Raw genomic sequence first — 22738 nt, 5'->3', positions numbered from 1 at the left:
GAATTCTTAATTCATAATTCTTAACTAAATATATTTGCACTTATTTTTCTCAACTGATAACAAAAATTTGATGAATAAATTTAAATTGGAGCTTGTTTCCCTATAGTTATAACGGATTTAAATAATGTGTTTATAATATATATGTTTACATTACATCAATAGAATTACAAAATGAGTATATAAGATTTGTTGAACAAGTGGACAAATTGAATTTGAGTTTCTATATTCTAAGATATTTAATGTACCTATTTCTGCAAATTTTATAAATTCTAAATGAATCATAAATAAACCTTTATCCCATCATTGATAAACTAGTGATAGGGCAAAGGTTTATTTATTTTAAGGATATATAATATGAAATTTAAAATTGATAAAGCAACAAAAAAATTAAAGGCTATAAAGGATGTGAATTTGAATCCCAAGCCTAGTATATGGCGCTTTTAGGACATAATGGAGCTGGGAAAATAACATTTATGGAATGATGGTAGTAAATCTAAAGCATAGAAGAAAAATAAATGCTAAGAGGGTTATGTAAACATAAGGTGGTGGAAGTAATAGAAGAGTATAATTTAATCAGCTAGGAATGATAAATAAAAAATTAATATATATAAGTATATACGTGAATGTTAAGTTTAGTTGATAGAATTTAAGCTATATTTTGAATACAATAAGTATAGGAGGTATGAAAAGTATGATTAGTACGAATTTAAAGAGGTTAAGAAAAAATCACCAATATACACAAGAGGATGTAGCTGAAAAGATTAATGTTTCTAGACAGTCAGTAGCAAAATGGGAAAATGGTGAATCTACACCGGATATAGATAGTTGTGTTAAACTTGCAAAATTGTATAATGTCAAGATAGATGATTTAGTTAATCATTCGGAAGAAGAATCAGGAATTGTAGTACCTCCTAAAGGAAAGCATTTTTTTGGAGCTGCTGTAGTTGGGGAACGTGGTCAGATTGTTATTCCAAAGGAAGCAAGAGAGATATTTAATATAAAAGTAGGAGATAAGTTATTGATATTAGGAGATGAGGAAAGAGGAATTGGAATTGTTCATCAACGTGATTTGATAAATTTTGTAGGTAGTATAGGAATAGCAAGAAAGGAAGAATAATTTTAAAGCAAAAATTTATAAAAGGGTGGTTAAAATATGAGTAAAATAGTGTTTTTCAGTATTCCTGCACATGGACACATTAATCCTACAATTGAAGTAGTTCGTGAGTTAGTAGATAGAGGAAATGAAGTATTATATTACTCTTTTAATGAATTCAAAGATAAAATTGAAGGTGCTGGAGCAAAATGTATTTGTTGTGATGAGTATCTTCCCCAATTGCATCCTAGTGATGAAAAAAAATTGGTAAGGATTTTTCAGCGTTAATTGAGATGGTTGTAGATACTACTTTAGCTTTAGATGGGAAAATTTGTAGAGAACTTAAAGTCTTTAATCCAGACTGTATTGTATCAGATTCGTTAAGTTTTTGGGGGAAGTTATTTGCAAAAAAACTTAATATTCCATATGTATGTTCTACAACAACTTTTGCATTTAATGAGCATACGGCAAAACTAATGAAAAAAGGTTTAAAAGAATTTATAGTTATGATTTTAGGAATGAATCACATTAATAAGAAAATAAAGCTTCTGCAAAATAGAGGATATGATGTTAAGAGTTTTCTTTCCATGATTACAAATGATAATGATACAAATACTATCGTGTACACATCAAAGGAATTTCAGCCACTGGTGGAGACTTTTTCTGATAAGTATTATTTTATAGGACCATCAGTGCCTAAGGTGATTGTAGAATCTAAAAAGATAAATAGAAAGTTAATATATATTTCACTTGGCACAGTAAATAATAAAAATATTAAATTTTATAAGAACTGTATAAATGCATTTAAAAATTGTGATGTTGATGTAGTTATGTCTGTTGGTAATGGTACTAATATTAAAGATTTAGCATATATACCAAATAATTTTAAAGTTAAAAATAGTGTTAAACAGATTATAGTACTTCAAAAAACAGATGTATTTATTAGTCATTGTGGTATGAATAGCGCTAATGAAAGCTTGTATTATGGGGTCCCTATGGTATTATTTCCACAACATTCAGAACAAAAAATGGTAGCAGAGAGGGTTGCTTATTTAGGCGCAGGGGTTATGTTAAAAAGGAATAAATCCCAATATATTAAAGATGCAGTGATGCAAGTTATAAATAATAATGAATATAAAAGAAATGCAAATAAAATAGCAAATAGCTTTCAGAATTCAGAAGGTCCCAAAGGAGGGGCTGATGCGATATTAAAGGTTATATATGAGAGCAGTCAAAATTAGTTATAGGTATTGGGTATATTAAAATGGAACTATTTTGAATAACTAATAGTTATAAAATACTAATAATGTAAAAAATCAAATAAAAATCTATAAAGTTTAGGCATAATCAAATGAATAATAAGCTAGTAGTATTACTTATTTACAATGAATACTTAGCAGGTAAAATCCAGAGATAGCCCTACTATGACTAATTTTATTTGCTTGTCTCGTGACAAATATGCTTAGAATCTTTAAATTATTATTTTTTTCATATGCCTTAAGTAAAAAATAGTTTAGATATATGAAGATTTTATATAATCAAAAAAGACCACATAATAAGGTGGTCTTTTAATTTCAAATATATGTTTTTTATATTTCTCGTCTTTCAATTTTAAATTCTATAGCTTCTTCTATTTCTTGAAGCATTCTTTCATTCTTAGGATCTACAAAAAGACATGTATAACCACTTTCACCGGCTCTTCCAGTTCTACCGATACGGTGAATATATGATTCAATGCTTTCTGGAATATCATAGTTGTAAATATGAGTTACGCCACTAACATCTAATCCTCTAGATGCAACATCTGTAGCTATTAAATATTGAATATCTGCATTTCTAAAAGCTTTCATTATTCTTTCACGTTTAGATTGAGGTACATCACTATGAAGTTTCTCACAGCGGAAACCATTTTTAGCAAGAGATAATTCAAGATCATCTGCTCTTCTTTTAGTTCTACAGAATATTATTGACATAAAAGGATTATCTTCTTTTAATACAGCACATAGTGAATTTAATTTTTCTCTGTCTGTAGTTTCAACTACATTTTGTTTAATGTTAGTAAGAGTAACCTCTTCTTTTTTTACAGCAACAACTATTGGATCATCCATATATCTATATGCAAGTTTTTTTACAGCAGAATCCATAGTTGCAGAAAAACATAATGTTTGATGTTTTTTAGAACACTCTTTTATGATTTTTTCCACTTCATTTTTAAATCCCATAAATAGCATTTGATCAGCTTCATCTAAAACTAAGGTTTTTAATTTAGAAAGGTCTACAGTTTTCTTATCAAGATGATCTAGAAGTCTACCAGGAGTTGCAATAATTAAATGAGTGTTTCCTTTAAGTTTTTTTAGTTGGGAACCTATGTCTTTTCCGCCATATAGAGCTAATATATTTATATCTTTAGCAGATTTTAATTTCATAGCTTCTTCTGTTATTTGTATTGCAAGTTCTCTTGTAGGAGTTACAATAAGTCCTTGAACTGCATTTAGACTAGGGGATATGTTTTCAAACATTGGTAATAAAAATGCTAGAGTTTTTCCTGTACCAGTTTGAGCTTCAGCTATAACATCTCTTCCTTCTTTTATGAATGAAATACTTTCTTCTTGGATAGGTGTTGGTTTTGTAATACCAGATTTTTTTAATATATTTATAATATCATCATTAATTCCTAATTCTTTAAAATTCATCACTTCATACCTTTCGTTTATAAGACATGGCAAAACATTTTTAGAGGGCTTAATGTTATTTACATTTTTGACATGTCTAAGTTTTTTATTTATATACCTATAAGTATACAATTTTTAATTTAAATTTATTCACCGAACTTTTTGTTTTAAAATTCATCTTAGAACCATCTATTAATAATATCATAAGCTTATAATTAAGACTAATATTATTTATTAATTAGAAGGTCAATTTTAGTAAATTACTGATTAAAGTTATAGGGATACAAGCATAGGCGTAAAGCTAAGCCTAAAAATTCCAAATTTATAGTGTTAAAAAGTAATAATGAAAAAATTTAAAATGCTAGTCTGTGAAAATTTCAAAGAAACTCTAAATATATTTTTAATTAATAGTTTATTCAAAATCTTTATTATTACATAATGTAGTAAAAGCTTAAAAGAAAAATATTTTTATACATAATTAAGTGTTAAGTTTAGGTGCTTACGAGCTAGCATCACTATTTGGGGTATCCAAGTTTTGAAATAAAAAGTTTTAAAAGCAAACTTGGAACCCTATATATTTTTATTGTTTTAAAGGCAAATGAATTTCAAAAATTGTATAATATATTTGAGGATTTGAATTTAAAATCTAAATTTAAATTATTAAATTAATGCATTAAGAAAGACGATAGGAATTTAAACTATTAAGATAAGTAAAGATTAATAAATTTAATATAGGAGAAATATTTAGAGAACTAACTTATAAAACTTCAGAAAATTATGATTAATTTTGCAGACTAAATATGCCAGTAATATTTATTAAAATAGGAGGATGGTATGGATAATATTAAAATTTTACTAGTAGAGGATGATGAAGCTGTTGCATTAGGTATTGAGTATAATTTAGAAAATGATGGTTTAAAAGTAGTAAGAGCTAGAGACATGTCTAGTGCAAAACAGCTATTCAATGAAGAATTTAAACTCATTCTTTTAGATATTGGATTACCGGATGGTAATGGATATGAATTTTGTAAGTATGTAAGAGAAAAGAGTAAAGTACCAATAATATTTTTAACAGCATTAGACGAGGAAGTTAATGTAGTTTTAGGGTTTGATCTTGGTGGAGACGATTATGTTGTGAAACCATTTAGGGTAAAGGAGCTTTTATCAAGAATTAAGGCAGTACTTAGAAGGACAAGCAACTATCAAAAAACAAGACTTATTTCAGGAGATATAGAAGTAAACAGCTTAAACGCAAAAGTTTATAAAAACAAAAAAGAAATAATTTTAACAGCTGTTGAATATAAGTTACTTTTATATTTTATGGGGTATCCATATAAGGTTATCTCTAAGGAAGAAATTCTTCATAGGCTATGGGATATTCAGGGAGATTTTGTGGATGAAAATACACCTGCTGTGTATGTAAGAAGACTTAGGAAAAAGCTTGAGGATGAACCATCAAAACCAACTTATTTAGTGAATCTAAGAGGACTTGGGTATAAGTGGAACAAAAATGTTATAGAGGAGTAAGAGGTAAAATGAAGGGTATGTATAAAGATAACTTTTTAAAGCAATTTAGCTTAATATGGGTTATAGCCATAACAGTTTTAATAATTACATTAAATATCATTATTAATATAAGCTTTGAAAAAATTAAAAAGAATTATATTAATGAAAGTTACGCTTTAATAGGTTTGTTTTCAAATTCTCAAGCTATTGATGAAGATAAAGTCACTGCAATTTTTACACAAGGTGTAAAAAATAAGGATTATGAAAAGGGAAAACAAATTTTGAAGTCTTATGGTTATAAGGAAGACATGGACATCAAATTAATTCCTAATATAAATGAATCCTATGAAAGGTTGAAATTACATATTAATATTTTGTTGCTTATTTTTATGTTGTCATTATATTTAATTGTATTATTTTTTTATAAGAAAATTGTTGTGTATGTTGAAATGCTAAATCAGGGAATAAAAAAAGTAGTTGAAGGGGATTTTTCTTTGAGGTTTTCATTTATGGGAGAAGGAACATTTAGTGTACTAGCACATAATTTCAATCAAATGGCAGAAAGATTGGAAGGTTCATTAACGGATCTTAACAGGGAAAAAATTTTCTTGAAAGACACTTTGGCAAATATATCTCATCAGCTTAAAACGCCAATAACATCTATGAGTTTATTTACTGAAGCATTGACTAATAATTCTTATATAGGTAAAGATGAGGTAGAAAAGATAGGGTGCAAAATGAGAAGTTCAGTATACCGTATGGAATGGCTTATAAAAAAATTATTAAAGCTTGCTAAAATTGAAGGTGGAATAGTGGAATACAATAAAATAAATAATGATTTTAAAGAAACTATAGAAAAAGCTGTAGAGCCATTATTAATAAGTATAGAAGAAAAAGAAATAAATTTAAAGATGAATATTGAAGAGGGCTCATGTATTCATGATAAAGGATGGACAAGTGAGGCTTTAACCAATATACTTAAAAATTCAATTGAGCATACGACGCGATATGGGGAAATCTCCATTCATTATGAAAATAATTCCCTTTATCATAAAATTACCATAAGTGATAATGGAGAAGGTATTGAAAAAGAAGATTTACCACATATTTTTGAACGATTTTATAAAGGAAAAGGTAGAAGAGAGACGAAGAAGACAGATTCTATAGGAATAGGATTAGCACTTTCTAAAAGTATAATAGAAGGTCAAGGAGGGTTCCTAGAAGTTGAAAGTATAAAAGAAAAAGGAAGTAAATTTACAGTTACCTTTCTTACTAATTTGTAAGAAAGGTATTTATATTATAGTAAGAATTAAGGAGTATATTGATAAATATAGAGGAAGGTGAGGGGATAATATGAATAGGTATATAGAGATATCTAATAAGTATTTTAGACAAAACAAAAAAAGAAGTATTCTTAATATAATTGCAATAATATTAGCCATTATGTTTATAAGTGGGACAGGTCATATGATTTATTCTTCACAGCAAAATATTATCAATATGCTTAGAGAAGATGGGGATTATCATGTTAATTTTGAATTGAATCAAAAGGAAAAGTTTCAAAAGATTAAAGTACATTCAGTGGTTGATAAGGCAACATTTTGTCAAAAGCTTGGGAATGTACAATTAGGGGAAAAAACATTAGTAATTAATGAAATAAATAATGATGGATTTAGTTTGTTAGGGGTACAAGTAAAGGAAGGAAGATTCCCAAAGCAAGCTAATGAAATAATTTTAAATTCAGACTTTAAAGATAAAGAGCATAAAAAGATAGGAGATGAAATAGCTGTTAAACTATATGATGATAGAGACAGAGTTTATACTATTGTAGGTTTTTCACAACCCACTAATAATGCTTTTTTGAAGATATTTAATGGATATGCTGTTAGTAATAATATAGTAATTGATAATGCAATGGTGTATGTAAAATTAAAGGAAGTAGGAAAATTAAATAATAAAATAGAAAGTTTAGTTAAGGATTTTAATATAAATTCTAATAAAGTTGAAAAAAATGAAGCACTTTTAACTGCAATGGGGGAAGGTAGAAGCAAAAGTGCTATTATAGATTATATTACTTTTTTGATGGTAGCTATTATTGTAATGATTGCAACATTAATTTTTATATACAATTCATTTAATATATCTACTATGGAAAGAATGAAAGAATATGGACTGACAAAGGCCATAGGCGGAACTAATAAACAGATTAAAAAAATTATTTTCAATGAAGTTCTTATAATTGGGTTAATAGCTATACCAATAGGAATACTTTTAGGAATGGCAGTAGGGCCATTATTATTTAGAACATTTAATAATTTGATTTTAAATAAAGAAGTTGATATAAAAACTTATTATTCTATATATAGTATTGTGGGAACAGTAGTAATTACTATTATTACATTATATTTATCAATAATTTCTATAGTAAGAAAGGTAAAAGAAATATCACCATTAGATTGTTTTACTAATAGAAATTATGAGGTTAAGAAATTAAGTCCACAAAAATTTGATATCACTAGTAAGCTTTTCAGTATTGAGGGAATTATTGCAAATAGAAATATAAGAGCTAATAAAGGAAGATTTAGAACAACAGTAGTTTCAATTGTAATTTCAATAACGCTTTTCATTACATTTAGTAGCTTAGTTTGTAACATAGAAAAGTTACCTTACAAAGCATTACCCATGGACAAACATATGTGTTTGTATAATCATTATTTCACTAATATATATAATGAGCAAAACAGTAAAGAAATAATAACAAACAATAGTGAACGAATAAAATTACTTATAGATAATGCTAAAAAAGTTGATGGTGTAAAAGATATATATAAAATATATCAGGGCGTAAAATCTTATACTTTTATACCTGAAAATAAAGCAATGATAAAGGGGGATTCAATAAGTATTAAGGGTGAAAAATATACTAATATGAAATCTGAAATAATACCAATTGATTTAAACACTATTGATCAGATTTCACCATATCTTTTAAATACATTCAATAATAAAGAAAAAATGGAAAAAGAAAAAGGTGTTTATATAACTCAAATAGGTTATGAGCAGGATAGGGAAAACTTAGGTGATGTGAGATACAAGAAGAAGGATATTGCAAAGTTAAAGGTAGGAGATGAAATACTAATTGATACATCCAATTTAATATATACTAATAAATTTAAAAGTAATGATAATACAGTAAAAGCAGCTATGAAGGTGAAAATTTTAGGTATAGTTAGGGTGATTCTCTTTGATAAGGAGAGTATTGAAGATATGTATCCAACAATATATATGCCTACGAAGATTTATAATGATTTGATTGAAAAGAAATATATGAATTTACCTAAAAATAATGAGAATGATGTTAATAAAAAAATGGAATTAGACAAATTACATCCTGCACAAGTTAAAGGCATGGTCGTAAGTTATAAGGATAATTTAGGTAATAAGAAAAGAGTAGATATTGGAAAAGAACTATCACAGCAATGGAGTAAATGCATTAATAATAATAATGAAAAATTTGATGGATATACAATTTTTGATGAGGAAAGTGATAAATATATTAATTTTGGGAAGCTCTTTTACTTTAGTGTTATAGCATTTATAACTATTATAAGTATGGCAAATGTATTTAATATAGTAAATACTAATGTAACTTTAAGAAGTAAAGAATTATCACTTTTGAGTGTGGTTGGTGCTTCTAGAAAGAGTATAAAGAAAATAATGTATTTAGAAGGAATGTTATATTCAATTATAGGAATAATATATGGAACTATTATTGGTGGAATAAATTCTATACTAATAAGTGCAATGTTTAGAATGGGACATGATATAGCATATGTGTATCCTTATAAGGAAACTTTAATAAATATAGTGTTTTTCATAGTGGTTGGAATAGTGGCAATATATTTTCCATTAAAGAAAATCAAAAAGGAAAATTTATTGCAATATAATGAGAATTAAATTGGGGGGACTTTAATGTTAATGATAAAAAATCTTTGTAGAACATATGGAAGTAGCGAAACAAAGGTAGATGCTCTTAAAAATATAAATCTAACTATTAATCAGGGAGAATTTGTAGCTATAGTAGGAGCTAGCGGCTCGGGAAAAAGTACTCTTCTTCATGCTATGGCTGGACTTGATAAGCCTACAAAAGGTAATGTAATTATTGATAATGAGGATATATATACTTTAGATGAAGATAATCGCACAGTCTTTAGAAGAAGAAAAATAGGATTTGTGTTTCAGTCATTTAATTTAATTCCAGTGTTAAACTTAGAGGAAAACATACAGTTACCTGTATTACTAGATCATCAAAAAATAGATAAAGATTATCTAAATGAATTGTTAGAATTATTAGGGTTAAAAGATAGAAAAGGTCATCTTCCATCGCAGTTATCTGGAGGACAACAACAGAGAGCAGCTATAGCTAGGGCATTAATATACAAGCCCTCAATTATATTTGCAGATGAACCTACAGGAAATCTTGATATAAACAATTCAAAGGAAGTAATGGATTTACTTAAGGTATCGTCTAAAAAATATAAACAAACACTAGTGGTTGTAACTCATGATTTAGAAATAGCTTCAAGAGCAGATAGGATAATTACTCTTTCCGATGGAGAAATTAGGTGATACACCTTAGAAACTTGTAATAAATGCATAAGTTTAAAATTCATCTTAGGATATAGTAAAAGTCAAGAGAAACATATAGTAAATTGCTAGGGGACAATATTATATTTGTTTTTATGTAAGTTATTGAAAGTAATGGATGTTAGAGTTAATATATGTATAAGATGTTTAAAGTTAAGATAAATGGGAGGTTTTCATGAAAATTTATAAAGAAATGAACAATGAATCAATTGTACAGTATATTAAAGAACTTGAAATTTTTCCTAAGAATCATAAACTTATTAGTGAAGAAATTGGAGATGGAAATTTAAATTATGTTTTTAGAGTAAAAGATGTAAATACAAATAAGACAATTATAGTCAAACAGGCATTGCCTTATCTAAAAATAGCAGGAGATGGATGGAAATTAACATTGGATAGGAACAGAATTGAAGCAGAAGCTATGAAGTGTCAAAATTCTGTGTGCCATGGATATGTTCCTAAAGTATATCATCATGATGATATATATGCATTAACTGTTATGGAAGACTTAGGGGATATGAACATTTTAAGAAAAGGACTTATGAATATGAAAAAATATAATAACTTTCCAAAACAAATAGGTAAGTTTATGGCTAGAAATTTATTTTTAACATCTGATTTTGGAATGGGACCTATAGAAAAGAAGAATAATATGACAAAATTTATAAATCCTGAGCTTTGTGATATAACTGAAAGGTTAGTATTAACTAACCCGTATATGAATGCAGATGACAATGTAATCAATGAAAATATTAAAGAATTTGTTGCAAGTGAAATATGGGATTCAAAAGAACTTAGGTTAGAAACAGCTAAGTTAAAAACAATATTTTTGACTAAAGCAGAAGCATTACTTCATGGGGATTTGCATACTGGTTCAATTTTTATAGATGATGATAAGTCTATTATATTTGATGCTGAATTTGCATTTTATGGTCCATATAGCTATGATATAGGATTGTTGTTTGCCAATATAATATTAAATTATGTATCTTGGGAAGGGCGAGTGGATAAGCCTAAAAAGGAAATAGAAAATTATAGAAAATATTTACTAGAATTGTGTAATGAAGTATGGAAAGAATTTTTGGAAAATTTTGATTATTTATGGAGAAATGAATCTAAGGATATAACAACAAAAATTGAAGGAACTAAAGATGAATATATAAAAGATTTATTACATGAAACTATTGGATTTTGTTCATGTGAGATTATGAGAAGAATCATAGGAATGGCACATGTTCCAGACTTAGATGAAATAGAAGATTTAAAACTTAGAGCTAAAGCGCAAATATTAGGAATTAAAATATCTAAAAAATTAATACTTAGTAGAAATAAAATTAATAATTTTAATGAATTTATAAAATGTATAGAAGAGATAAATTTCTAAATAAAAGTATAGTTGCAGATAGAGTTTTACAATTTATATAAAGTAAAAAAAGTAAAATTTAGTTTGGTAAGTATAGTGATTAAAATATTAGGAGGAATTTATATGAAAGAAGAATTATTAGCTATTAAGTGGGATGATGATAAAGATAATGTAATTTTATTAGATCAAACAAAACTTCCAAATTCAATAGAATATATAAGGTATGATTCGGTAGAGGGTGTTTATGATTCAATAAAAACAATGGTAGTTAGAGGGGCACCGGCTATAGGTGTTACTGCTGGTTATGGAATGTATTTTGCAGCAAAGAAAGCAACAGAAGCTTCTTTCAAAGAATTCTACAAGGAAATTGAAAAACAGGGATATTATTTAAATTCAAGTAGACCAACAGCAGTAAACCTTTCATGGGCAGTAAATAGAATGCTTAAAAAAGCAGAAACTTTAAAAAGTTTACCTATTAATGAAATAAAGAAAGCATTAAAAAGTGAAGCAAGGATTATACATGAAGAGGACATAGAAATATGTAAAACTATTGGACAAAACTTACTTACATTATTAAAAGATGGAATGGGAATATTAACTCACTGTAATGCTGGTCAACTTGCAACTTCAAAATATGGTACAGCAACAGCTCCTATGTATCTTGCAAAGGAAAAAGGATGGAATTTAAAAATATATTCTGATGAAACAAGGCCAAGGCTTCAAGGTTCTACTTTAACAGCATTAGAACTTAATATGGCAGGAATAGATGTGACAACTATTACAGATAATATGGCAGCAGTAGTTATGGCTCAAGGAAAAATAGACGCTGTTATAGTGGGATGCGATAGAATAGCAGCTAATGGAGATACTGCAAATAAAATAGGGACATATGGGGTATCTATTTTAGCTAAGTATTTTAAAATTCCAATGTATATTGCAGCTCCAACACCAAGTATAGATTTAAATACACCTACAGGTAAAGATATTCCTATAGAAGAAAGAGATCCAAAGGAAGTTAGCTGCAGATTTGGTTTATGGACAGTTCCAAAGGGTGTAAAAGTTTATAATCCTTCATTTGATGTAACAGAACATGAAAATATAACAGCTATTGTAACAGAAAAAGGAATTGTATATCCGCCATTTAAAGAAAACTTAGAAAAATTATTAAATAAGTAATGGTTGTAAAATACATTGAATAAATTAATGAAGGAGTAGTATTATGCTAGAGGACTTAAAAAAAAGATTAGTAAAAATAGCTAAAGATGCAGATTCAAAAGGATTATGCAAACATAAGTCAGGAAATTTTAGTATAAAAGATGAAAAATCAGAGTATATTTTAATAACACCTTCAGCAGTTTCACGGGAAGAATTAAATGAAAATCATATTTGTGTAGTAGATATGGATTTAAATTTAATAGAAGTACATGAAAAAGTTCGTCCAAGTAGTGAATTATTAATGCATATAGAAGTATATAAATGTAGATCAGATGTAAAAGCTATAGTTCACACCCATTCAAAATTTGCCACAGCTTTTTCTGTAGTAAGTAAAGAAATTCCACCTATAGTATATGAAATTGTTAATGTTATAGGGGGAGACGGGAGAATAAAGATATCCCCATATAAAAGGCCAGGTACAATTGAACTTGCTAAAAGTATTATAGGTGTAATTAAGAATAATAATGCATGTTTAATGGCAAATCACGGTGTACTTACAGTTTCATCTAAAGATATTGAGGATGCGTATTTAAAAGCAGCATATGTGGAGGAAGTTGCAGAAATATACTATAATGCACTTCAAATAAATAGGGGAGAGGAACCAGAATTAATACCTGAACAAGAATTGGAACTTTGGAAATATCCAGATGAAATAAATTATTAAAGTATCTACTTTACTATAAAATATAAAAATCCCTAATAAAGTTGTTAGGGATTTTTTTGTGTTTCTATATTTTAACTATAACAACTATAATATGTAATAATTTTTCAAAATATAGTTATTAAAGAAAATTTTAAATACATTTTTACGGCTAAATAACGAAAATATTAAAAGAAGTTTAAATAGTTCAAAAAAAGATAAAATAAAGAATAGTTTTATTTTTAACTTAAGTAAATCATTTATTTGATTTTAGAAATTTTCTTATTTATAATTTATAACTGTAAAGCATACACTTGGTAAAAAAACTATTATTAACTAAAATATATTAACTAATTATAGTGTTCCAAAGTCTAAGTTTAACTTATACCTTTATTAATTGGAAGAATTTATTAACAACATATTGATACTTAGTGTGAAAAATAAATAACTAAGGAGCAATATGTTAGTTTAAATTTGTCTTTTTGTTTTTGCTGTATACTCTTTTAATTTTAGCAATTATTTTTATTAGTTTCTTAATTTAAATTTCATAAATTAATACATATTATCAGTTTAAAAAGTGTTGGTTTGTCAATAGATAAGGATTTTTCCATATATAAGTTAAACTTTGAATTTGTATATCTATATAGGGTTCCAATTTGACTTTTAAAATTATCCATTCAAAAACTTGGATACCCAAAATAGTGAGACATGCTTCGAATAACTTAGAATTTAACATTACATATTGTAAAAAATATTTTAAGGTTATTGAATAAATTTAAATTGGAGTTTGTTTCCCTATATCAATATAATAAGTAAAATTTAACAAAGGGGGGGAAAGTTTTATGGCTATAACAGTTAAAGAAGCCCTAGAACTTAAGATACTAGATGGATTTGAAGTAGTAGCGGGGAAAAATGGTTTGTCTAAAGAAATAAAAAATGTAGCTGTTTGGGATTATGAAAGAGGGGACTTAATAAAGAAAAACTTTAGAGCAGAAGATTTTGCATTAAGCACATTAGTAGCGATAAAAGATGATATAAGTGAACTATATGAGAGTGTAAAAACAATGATTAATATAGGTATTACTTGTTTGGCTATTAAGAATATATATTTTGATTATATTCCAGATGATGTAATAGAACTTGCAAATAAAAACGATTTTGTCTTAATGTTATTTAGTGAAACATTTACTGAAGATATAATAGTTGAGGTAAATAAAGCTATAACAATAAAGGAAGAATATCAAAATTTAACTCTTCAAATAGATAAAATATTATATGATAACCTAAATGAAGTTACTATAAAAAAACTTGCTTATAATATAAATGTTAATTTTAGAGAAATAAATGTTGTTGCATATTGTAAGAAAAAAAGTAGTAGAATAAGTGGGCTTAGTGAATTTTCTCATAAAGAAATGCAAGATCCTTATAGTAGGGTAATTAATTATAAAGGTGGTTATTTAGTCATTAATACATTTAATGACGTAGATAGTGATGATATTGAAAATATTATATTAAGAAGATTAGAATGGTTAGGTTTTTCACATAAAAAATATATTATAGGGGTAAGTAATTTACATAGTAAACTAACAGATTTAGATAAGTCTATACAAGAAAGTTTGTATGCATTTAAGCATTCAAAAACATATAAAAAAGGCGTTTCATTTTTTAGAAAAATAGGATTAAATAGAATCTTCATACCTATTTTGGACAACCCATGGGTGCAGAAATATTATAATGAAGTAATAGATCCTTTAATTAAATATGATAAAAGTAATGATACTGAACTACTAAAAACAGCTATAAAATATATTGAAAATAACGGAGATATAAAGACAACAGCTGAAGAATTATTTCAACATGGCAATACTGTAAGATATAGAATTGACAAAATAAATAAAATAATTAGTGCTCATTGCAAGGATGAACACTTTTATGAAGAATTAGCTGTAGGGGTTAGAATATATACTTTACTTAATAATCCATTGTAAATTTTACAATGGATTATGTTTCTATTTTAAAATATTACAAAACTAATGCAATTAATAATGGTGTATTATATGACTGTAGCAAAAATAGAATTTATAAATTATGTGTCTTAAACACTGAAAAAAACATTATTTAAATATAAAGGTACATAGAAATTATCAAGTATGACTAATAAGATTTACGGAGGAATAAGTATGAAAAAATTAAAAATTGCTTACACAGAAGAAGCAAGAAACTATTTTGAGACTGCAAGAGAATTAGTTTTAGCAGAACAAACAGATTTTACAGATGTTGCAGCAGTAGTATTAACAGATTCAGATATTGAATTAATAAATACAGCTTATGATACTAAATTTGGAACACCAATCTTTGTTGTATTAAAGAACAAAGACAAGCTATCAAGTGAGCTTGCTGAAAAAGTATATCGTGTAATTGATGGAAATGCTTTTGATGCTCAACTTTATACTAGAGTTATTGAAAGTGCAGCAGCGCAATATGAAGAAAAGATATTACCTCCTTTCTTTAAAGCTTTAAGTGAATATGTTGATAGAGGAAACGTTCAATTTGACTGTCCAGGACATCAAGGAGGACAATATTTCCGTAAACATCCAGCAGGTAGATATCTTTATGAATTTTATGGAGAAAATGTTTTTAGAGCAGATATATGTAATGCAGACGTTGCTTTAGGAGATTTATTAATTCACGAAGGTCCAGCAGTTGATGCTGAGCAAAACGCAGCTAGAATTTACAATGCGGATAAAACATATTTTGTAATGAATGGTACTAGCGCATCAAATAATGTTGTTGTAGGATCTTTAGTTTCACCAGGAGATTTAGTGTTATTTGATAGAAATAACCATAAATCAATATACAATTCAGCTTTAGTTCAAAATGGTGCAACACCTGTATATTTAGAAACAGGACGTAACCCATATGGATTTATTGGTGGAATTGATGCTCATTGTTTTGATGAGAAATACATAAGAGCTGAAGTGGATAAAGTTGCTCCACATAAAGCAAATGAAAAGAGACCATTTAGATTAGCTGTAATTCAGCTTGGAACATATGATGGAAGTATTTATAATGCAAGACAAGTAGTTGATAAAATAGGACATTTATGTGATTATATTTTATTTGACTCTGCTTGGGTAGGATATGAGCAATTTATTCCAATGATGAGAGATTGTTCACCATTATTACTTGAATTAGATGAAAATGATCCAGGAATATTTGTAACACAATCAATCCATAAACAACAAGCTGGTTTTTCACAAGCATCACAAATTCATAAAAAAGATAGTCATATAAAAGGACAACATCGTTATGTTGATCATAAGAGATTTAACAACTCATTTATGCTTTATGCATCAACAAGCCCATTCTATCCTTTATACTCAACTCTAGATGTAAATGCTAGAATGCAAGAAGGAGAAGCAGGAAGACGTTTATGGGCTGATTGCATAAGATTAGGTGTTGAAGCTAGAAAATCAGTTCTAAAAAATTGTTCAATGATAAAACCATTTATACCACCAGTAGTAAACGGAAAGAAATGGGAAGAACATGATGTAGAAGAAATAGCAAATAATATTGATTTCTTTAGATTTGTACCAGGAGAAAAATGGCACTCATTTGAAGGATACGGAGAGAATCAATATTTTGTTGATCCAAATAAATTCATGTTAACAACACCAGGAATTAATGCAGAGACTGGAGAATATGAAGATTTCGGAATACCTGCAACTATACTTGCAAACTATTTAAGAGAAGTAGGAATAATTCCAGAAAAGAATGATTTAAATTCTATATTATTCTTATTAACTCCAGCAGAAACTTCAACTAAAATGGAAAACTTAGTAGCTCAATTTGTGAAATTTGAAAAATTAGTTAATGAAGATGCTCCATTAAGTGAAGTTTTACCAAGCTTATATAATAAAAATATAGATCGTTATAAGGGATATACAATAAGACAATTATGTCAAGAAATGCATGATTTCTATAAAAATAATGATGCTAAAACATATCAAAAAAGATTGTTTAGAGCTGAATATTTACCAAGCAAAGGAATCGTATGTGATAAGAATAAAAATGTAGCATATGACGAAGTAGCAGCTACAGCATTACATCCTTCTAAGAATGAAGTTAATGGTAGAGTAATGACTGCGCAAGATGCTAAATGGGCTTTAATAAGAAATAATGCTAAATTAGTTCCATTAGAAGATATAGTAGGCGAAATAGCCTTAGAAGGAGCACTTCCATATCCACCAGGAGTATTCTGTGTAGTTCCAGGTGAAGTTTGGAGTGAAACTGCTCAAATATACTTTACAATTTTACAAGACGGAATAAATCAATTCCCAGGATTTGCTCCAGAAATTCAAGGAGTATATCTTGAAGAGCAAAATGATGGAAATGTTAAAGCATTTGGATATGTATTAGATAATAAATTTATTTAACTATTTAAATTAGCCTATAGATAGGCTATAGGCTAATTTTTACTTGAATTTAAATATACATATCAAAATAATAAAAAAGGATTAGGGGAAGAATTATGAAAAAAGAAAAAAATAAGATGAGTGTGGTTCAGTTAACAATGATAACTGCAATAAACATGATGGGATCTGGTATAATAATGCTTCCAACTAAACTAGCGGAAGTAGGTACAATGTCTATACTATCATGGTTAGTAACAGGAATTGGATCTATGGCATTAGCTTATGCTTTTGCTCAATGTGGAATGTTTAGTAGAAACTCAGGTGGAATGGGTGGATATGCTGAGTATTCACATGGTAAATCAGGAAGCTTTATGGCAAACTATTCATATGGAATATCTTTAGTAATAGCAAATATAGCAATAGCAATTTCGGCAGTTGGGTATGCATCTGTATTATTTGGAATTGAACTTTCTCCAGTACATGTAGGATTATGGACTATATTTACATTATGGTTAGCCACTGTATTAAATTTTGGTGGTGCAAGTATAACTGGTAAACTTGGTTCATTTACAGTTTGGGGAGTAATAATCCCTGTATTAGTAATTTCTACAGTTGGTTGGTTCTGGTTTAGTGGAGCAGATTATGCAGCTGCTTGGAATCCTAACCATTTCTCATTCTTTGATGGTATAGGTAAATCTATTTCAATAACATTATGGGCATTTTTAGGATTAGAATCAGCTTCAGCTAATATGGATGCAGTTGATAACCCTAAAAAAAATGTTCCAATAGCTTGTTTAGGTGGAACAATAGGTGCAGCAATTATATACATTGTGTCTACAAATGTTATCGCTGGTATCGTACCAAATGCAGACTTATTAAATACAAATGCTCCATTTGGATTAGCTTTTGCAACAATGTTTACTCCAACAATTGGAAAAATTGTAATGGGTATGATGGTAGTATCATGCTTTGGTTCATTACTAGGATGGCAATTTACTATAGCTGGTGTATTTAGAACATCTGCTATTCAAGGATATTTTCCTAAGATATTTGGAAAAGTAACAAAGACTGAAACTCCAATAATTGGTATGATTATAATTACTGTAATGCAATCTTTACTTGCATTAATGACAATTAGTCCAACTCTATCAAAGCAATTTGATGTACTTGTTAACCTAGCAGTAGTTACAAATGTTATTCCTTATCTATTATCTATGGGTGCAGTTAATGTAATTTTAAAAACAGAAAATGTGCCAGATAAAAAACGTAAGGTTACAACAGTTATTTCTATAATTGCTTCAGTATATAGTTTATATGCATTATATTCTTCAGGAGTTGAGCCAATGTTCTATGGATCAATAGTAACATTTGCAGGCTGGGTATTATATGGTTTTGTTTCATATAGATTTGACGTGAAGAAGGATTTAGAATTCAAAATGTAAAATTGAAAATTATTGTATTAATTTCAAAGGAATTATATTAATATAAATTATTTTTGAAACCTTCACAGGAAATTAATAGTGTAATTTTACATTCTCAATTCTAAATGCTTAACTAATAAATAGACTGTTCTGATACATAGTAAATATATAAGCTTATTATATGTTTTATAAGCTCATTGATGATAATAATAATTTCCATAAATATATTTAATATATTAGGTAATAAATAAAAAAACTCTATCATAAGGTAGGGTTTTTTTATCTTTAAGTTTATGTAATATATAGGGTTCCAAATTAAATCTTAAACTTATTCATTTATCAAATGAGAAAATTCAAATTAGTGTTTTATCAATAACTAACAAATTATTTTAGTTAAAAGTTAAGAGTGAATAGTGAACAGTTGTGGTTATTGCTACTCACTTCGTTCCTAGTAATTCTCAACGTACCTTTTTATAAATTTGCAAAGCAAATTATATTGATAGATTTGTTAAAATCATTTTCAGAAAGTGGTTGCCACTTTCATCCTAAATTAATAATTCATAATTATTAACTAAATATATTTGCACTTATTTTTCTCAACTGATAACAAAAATTTCATGTATAAATTTAAGTTAGAAATTGTTTCCCTATATAGGGAAATAAGCATAGGCTTAAAGTTAAGCCTAAAAATTCCAAAATCATAGTGTTAAAAAGCAATAATGAAAAAATTTAAAACGATAGTCTGTGAAAATTTTAAAGAAACTCTAAATCAATTTTCAATGAATAGCTTATTAAATTTTTTATTATTACATAGTGTAGTAATAAATTAAAAAAATGTTTTATTGGAATAAAGTGGCTTAGCTTTACGCACATGTTTGAAACCCTATAGAATACTTTTGTTGATAAATCATGAAATAAATTATTTAAAAATAAAAAAACAATTGACAATATTAAAAATAGAGTATACAATTTGTTTTATACAAAAAATTGAAAAATTAAATAAAAAAATCTTATCAAGAGAGACTGAGGGAATGGCCCGATGAAGTCTCAGCAACCTACCGATTTGGGTGTGGTGCTAATTCCAACAGGATGAAATAAATCCTGAAAGATGAGAGGAAGTATATTAATATAAACGATGAAATCTTCTTCTCATTTTGAGAAGAAGATTTTTTTGTTTTAATTTTATTAAGGGGGTATGAATGATGATTTCGCTTAGAAATATACGAAAAACTTATTTATCAGATAATAACTTAGTAGAGGCGTTAAAAGGTGTAAGCCTTGAAATCGTAGAGGGAGAAATTTGTGGAATAATTGGATTTAGTGGTGCAGGAAAGAGTACACTTGTACGTTGTATGAATTTACTGGAACTACCAACTGAAGGTAAAGTTTTTGTAGATAATCAAGAACTTACAGCACTATCATCAAAAGAATTAAGAGAAGCTAGAAAAAATATAGGTATGATTTTTCAACATTTCAACTTAATGAAATCAAAAACTGTATCTAAAAATATAGCTTATCCATTAAAGGGAAGTGGGCTAAATAAAGAGCAAATTAAGAAAAGGGTATCTGAACTTTTAAACTTAGTTGGTTTGAGTGAAAAAGCTAACAGTTACCCAGCTCAATTAAGTGGGGGCCAAAAACAAAGAGTTGCAATAGCAAGAGCACTAGCTAATAGTCCAAAGGTCTTATTATGTGATGAAGCTACATCAGCACTTGACCCACAAACTACTCAATCTATACTTAATTTACTTAAAGATATTAATAAAAAACTTGGATTAACTATAGTTATAATTACCCATGAAATGCATGTAGTAAAGGAGATTTGTGATAATGTTGCAGTTATGGAAAATGGAAATATAGTAGAGCATAGTGATTTAATTAAAATATTTACTAAACCTAAAGCAAAAGTAACAAAAGATTTCATAGCTACAATATTCCAAGAAAATAAAGTCTATGAGTTGTTGAAAAAAGAATATGTTATAAAAGACATAAGAAAAGATGAATTATTAGCTAAGATGGTATTTATCGGACAAAATACAGGGCAAGCATTCATCTCTAATATATCAAGAAAATTTAAAATAGATGCAAGTATACTATTTGGAAATATAGAAATAGTACAAAACACACCAATTGGATATTTAGTTGTAAAGTTGAGCGGGCAAATAGAAAATATTTTGAATGTAAAAAAATATCTTAAAGAAAACAATGTAGAGCTGGAGGTAATAAGCGATGGAAAATGTAATAACGAATATACTACCCAATGTAGTTAATTTATATCCAGAGATGATAGATGCATTATTAGATACATTATATATGGTTTCTATATCTGGAATAATATCAACTTTAATAGGCTTCCCAATAGGAGTAACTCTTGTAGTAACTAGAAAAGGAGGTGTTTTACAAAGTAAACTTATAAATAATTTAATAGGAAAAATAATAAATATTTTTAGATCAATACCATTTATCATTTTATTAGCGGCAATAATGCCTATTACAAAGTTTATAGTTGGAACAACGATAGGAACAAAGGGAGCTGTACTTCCGTTAGTATTTGGGTCAACACCTTTTGTAGCAAGACAAATTGAATCAGTATTATTAGATATTGATAGTGGAGTTATAGAAGCAGCTCAAGCTATGGGATCAAGTCCATTAGAAATAATATATAGAGTTATGTTACCAGAGGGGCTAGGTGGAATAATACATGCAATTACAATTACAACAGTAAGCTTAATAGGTTTATCAGCAATGGCTGGGACTGTTGGTGGTGGTGGTCTTGGAGATTTTGCAATAAGGTATGGATATCAATATTTTCAGACAGATGTGATGATAGTTACAGTAATAATACTACTTGTTTTAGTAAATATTGTTCAATGTTTTGGAGACCTATTGCTTAGAAAATTAAATCATTAAATATAAAAGGAGGACTTATTATGAAAAAAATATTCATAGTACTTTTAATATTAATAATATCTGCATTTAGCTTAGTAGGGTGTAGTGATACATCTAGCGAAGATACAAAAACTGTAAAACTAGGTGTAACAGGAGAAGAACATGAGATATGGGATTTAGTAAAAGAGAAATTAGCAAAAGAAGATATAGATTTAGAAATAATTAGTTTTTCAGATTACACAAAAGTAAATATAGCACTTAATGAAGGTGAAATAGACATAAATGCATTTCAGCACCATGCTTATTTAGAAAACTTTAATAAAGAAAGAAATTTAAATTTAGTATCCATTGGAGATACAGTATTTTCACCTATGGCAATATACCCAGGAAAAGCAAAATCACTTGAAGAAATAAATAAAGGCTCCAAAATAGCTGTACCAAATGATGCAACAAATTTAGGAAGAGCATTAATACTTCTTCAAAGTGCTGGATTGATAACATTAAAAGATGATATAGGTCTTCTGCCAACACTTAAAGATATAGTTAATAATACCAAAAATATTGAAATAATCGAGCTAATAGCAACACAAATACCTAGGTCACTAGAGGATGTAGATCTAGCAGTGATAAATAGTGGTGTAGCAGTAAATGCAAAATTATCTCCTACAAATGATGCACTATTTATAGAAGATTCTAATTTAGAAATTTTAAAACCATATATAAATTTAATAGCAACTAAAGAAGAAAATAAAGATAATGAAGTTTATAAAAAAGTAGTTCAAGCTTATCAGTCAGAAGATATAAAAAAGGCTATAAATAAATTATACAAAGGAGAGTCAATTCCAGCATTTTAGATAATGGGGAACTAGACGAATAG

The 22738-nt window shown here is 27.8% G+C and carries 15 protein-coding genes, 1 pseudogene and 1 riboswitch; of the genes and pseudogenes, 15 read left to right on the top strand and 1 reads right to left on the bottom strand.

From position 1 onward, the window contains the following. Positions 1-691 precede the first annotated feature (691 nt). Positions 692-1117, top strand: a complete 426-nt coding sequence (locus tag AZI32_RS03355) for a helix-turn-helix domain-containing protein (protein ID WP_010293484.1) — start codon at positions 692-694, stop codon at positions 1115-1117. 36 nt (positions 1118-1153) lie between these two features. Beyond that, a pseudogene (locus AZI32_RS03350) lies at positions 1154-2334 on the top strand (macrolide family glycosyltransferase). Positions 2335-2682: 348 nt separating this feature from the next. On the opposite strand, the gene AZI32_RS03345 reads toward AZI32_RS03350, so the two are convergent. Next, the gene (locus tag AZI32_RS03345) at positions 2683-3786 is read right to left on the bottom strand and encodes a DEAD/DEAH box helicase (protein WP_061994488.1); all 1104 of its coding nucleotides are present in this window, start codon (positions 3784-3786) and stop codon (positions 2683-2685) included. An 813-nt stretch (positions 3787-4599) separates the two neighbouring features. Between AZI32_RS03345 and AZI32_RS03340 the strand changes: the two genes are divergently transcribed. The 13 genes from AZI32_RS03340 to AZI32_RS03280 all read left to right on the top strand — a co-directional run bounded on the left by AZI32_RS03340 (position 4600) and on the right by AZI32_RS03280 (position 22715). Beyond that, positions 4600-5292, top strand: a complete 693-nt coding sequence (locus AZI32_RS03340) for a response regulator transcription factor (protein ID WP_061994487.1) — start codon at positions 4600-4602, stop codon at positions 5290-5292. Beyond that, entirely contained in the window at positions 5265-6554 is a 1290-nt protein-coding gene (locus tag AZI32_RS03335) for a HAMP domain-containing sensor histidine kinase (RefSeq protein WP_061994486.1), read from the top strand. Before AZI32_RS03340 ends, AZI32_RS03335 begins: the two co-directional genes overlap by 28 nt. A gap of 70 nt (positions 6555-6624) precedes the next feature. Continuing rightward, on the top strand, positions 6625-9228 hold the full coding sequence (locus AZI32_RS03330) for an ABC transporter permease (RefSeq protein WP_061994485.1): 2604 nt from the start codon (positions 6625-6627) through the stop codon (positions 9226-9228). Between the two features lie 15 nt (positions 9229-9243). Continuing rightward, positions 9244-9900, top strand: a complete 657-nt coding sequence (locus AZI32_RS03325; RefSeq protein WP_061994484.1) for an ABC transporter ATP-binding protein — start codon at positions 9244-9246, stop codon at positions 9898-9900. A gap of 193 nt (positions 9901-10093) precedes the next feature. Beyond that, the gene (mtnK, locus tag AZI32_RS03320) at positions 10094-11302 is read left to right on the top strand and encodes an S-methyl-5-thioribose kinase (protein WP_061994483.1); all 1209 of its coding nucleotides are present in this window, start codon (positions 10094-10096) and stop codon (positions 11300-11302) included. A gap of 102 nt (positions 11303-11404) precedes the next feature. Continuing rightward, positions 11405-12457 (top strand): S-methyl-5-thioribose-1-phosphate isomerase, encoded by a 1053-nt coding sequence (gene mtnA, locus AZI32_RS03315; protein ID WP_061994482.1) that lies wholly within the window; start codon positions 11405-11407, stop codon positions 12455-12457. Positions 12458-12500: 43 nt separating this feature from the next. After that, entirely contained in the window at positions 12501-13160 is a 660-nt protein-coding gene (locus AZI32_RS03310; protein ID WP_061994481.1) for a class II aldolase/adducin family protein, read from the top strand. An 818-nt stretch (positions 13161-13978) separates the two neighbouring features. Next, the gene (locus tag AZI32_RS03305) at positions 13979-15124 is read left to right on the top strand and encodes a PucR family transcriptional regulator (protein ID WP_061994480.1); all 1146 of its coding nucleotides are present in this window, start codon (positions 13979-13981) and stop codon (positions 15122-15124) included. 192 nt (positions 15125-15316) lie between these two features. Beyond that, the gene (locus AZI32_RS03300; RefSeq protein ID WP_061994479.1) at positions 15317-17572 is read left to right on the top strand and encodes an ornithine decarboxylase; all 2256 of its coding nucleotides are present in this window, start codon (positions 15317-15319) and stop codon (positions 17570-17572) included. Positions 17573-17667: 95 nt separating this feature from the next. Next, complete coding sequence (gene potE, locus AZI32_RS03295; RefSeq protein WP_061994478.1) at positions 17668-18993, top strand: putrescine-ornithine antiporter; 1326 nt, start codon at positions 17668-17670, stop codon at positions 18991-18993. Between the two features lie 986 nt (positions 18994-19979). Further along, positions 19980-20087: riboswitch (SAM riboswitch) on the top strand. A gap of 87 nt (positions 20088-20174) precedes the next feature. Beyond that, on the top strand, positions 20175-21242 hold the full coding sequence (locus tag AZI32_RS03290) for an ATP-binding cassette domain-containing protein (RefSeq protein ID WP_061994477.1): 1068 nt from the start codon (positions 20175-20177) through the stop codon (positions 21240-21242). Beyond that, complete coding sequence (locus tag AZI32_RS03285) at positions 21202-21882, top strand: methionine ABC transporter permease (RefSeq protein WP_061994476.1); 681 nt, start codon at positions 21202-21204, stop codon at positions 21880-21882. Before AZI32_RS03290 ends, AZI32_RS03285 begins: the two co-directional genes overlap by 41 nt. A gap of 20 nt (positions 21883-21902) precedes the next feature. Continuing rightward, a complete protein-coding gene (locus AZI32_RS03280) occupies positions 21903-22715 on the top strand; it encodes a MetQ/NlpA family ABC transporter substrate-binding protein (protein WP_061994475.1) in 813 nt (270 codons plus the stop codon). The last annotated feature ends 23 nt before the right edge of the window (positions 22716-22738 follow it).

The sequence above is a fragment of the Clostridium sp. ATCC 25772 genome (genome assembly GCF_001573875.1).
In the GTDB taxonomy this organism is placed as follows: domain Bacteria; phylum Bacillota; class Clostridia; order Clostridiales; family Clostridiaceae; genus Clostridium_J; species Clostridium_J senegalense.
Note: the sequence above shows the minus strand (reverse complement) of the source record. Positions and strands in the feature narration are given on the sequence as shown.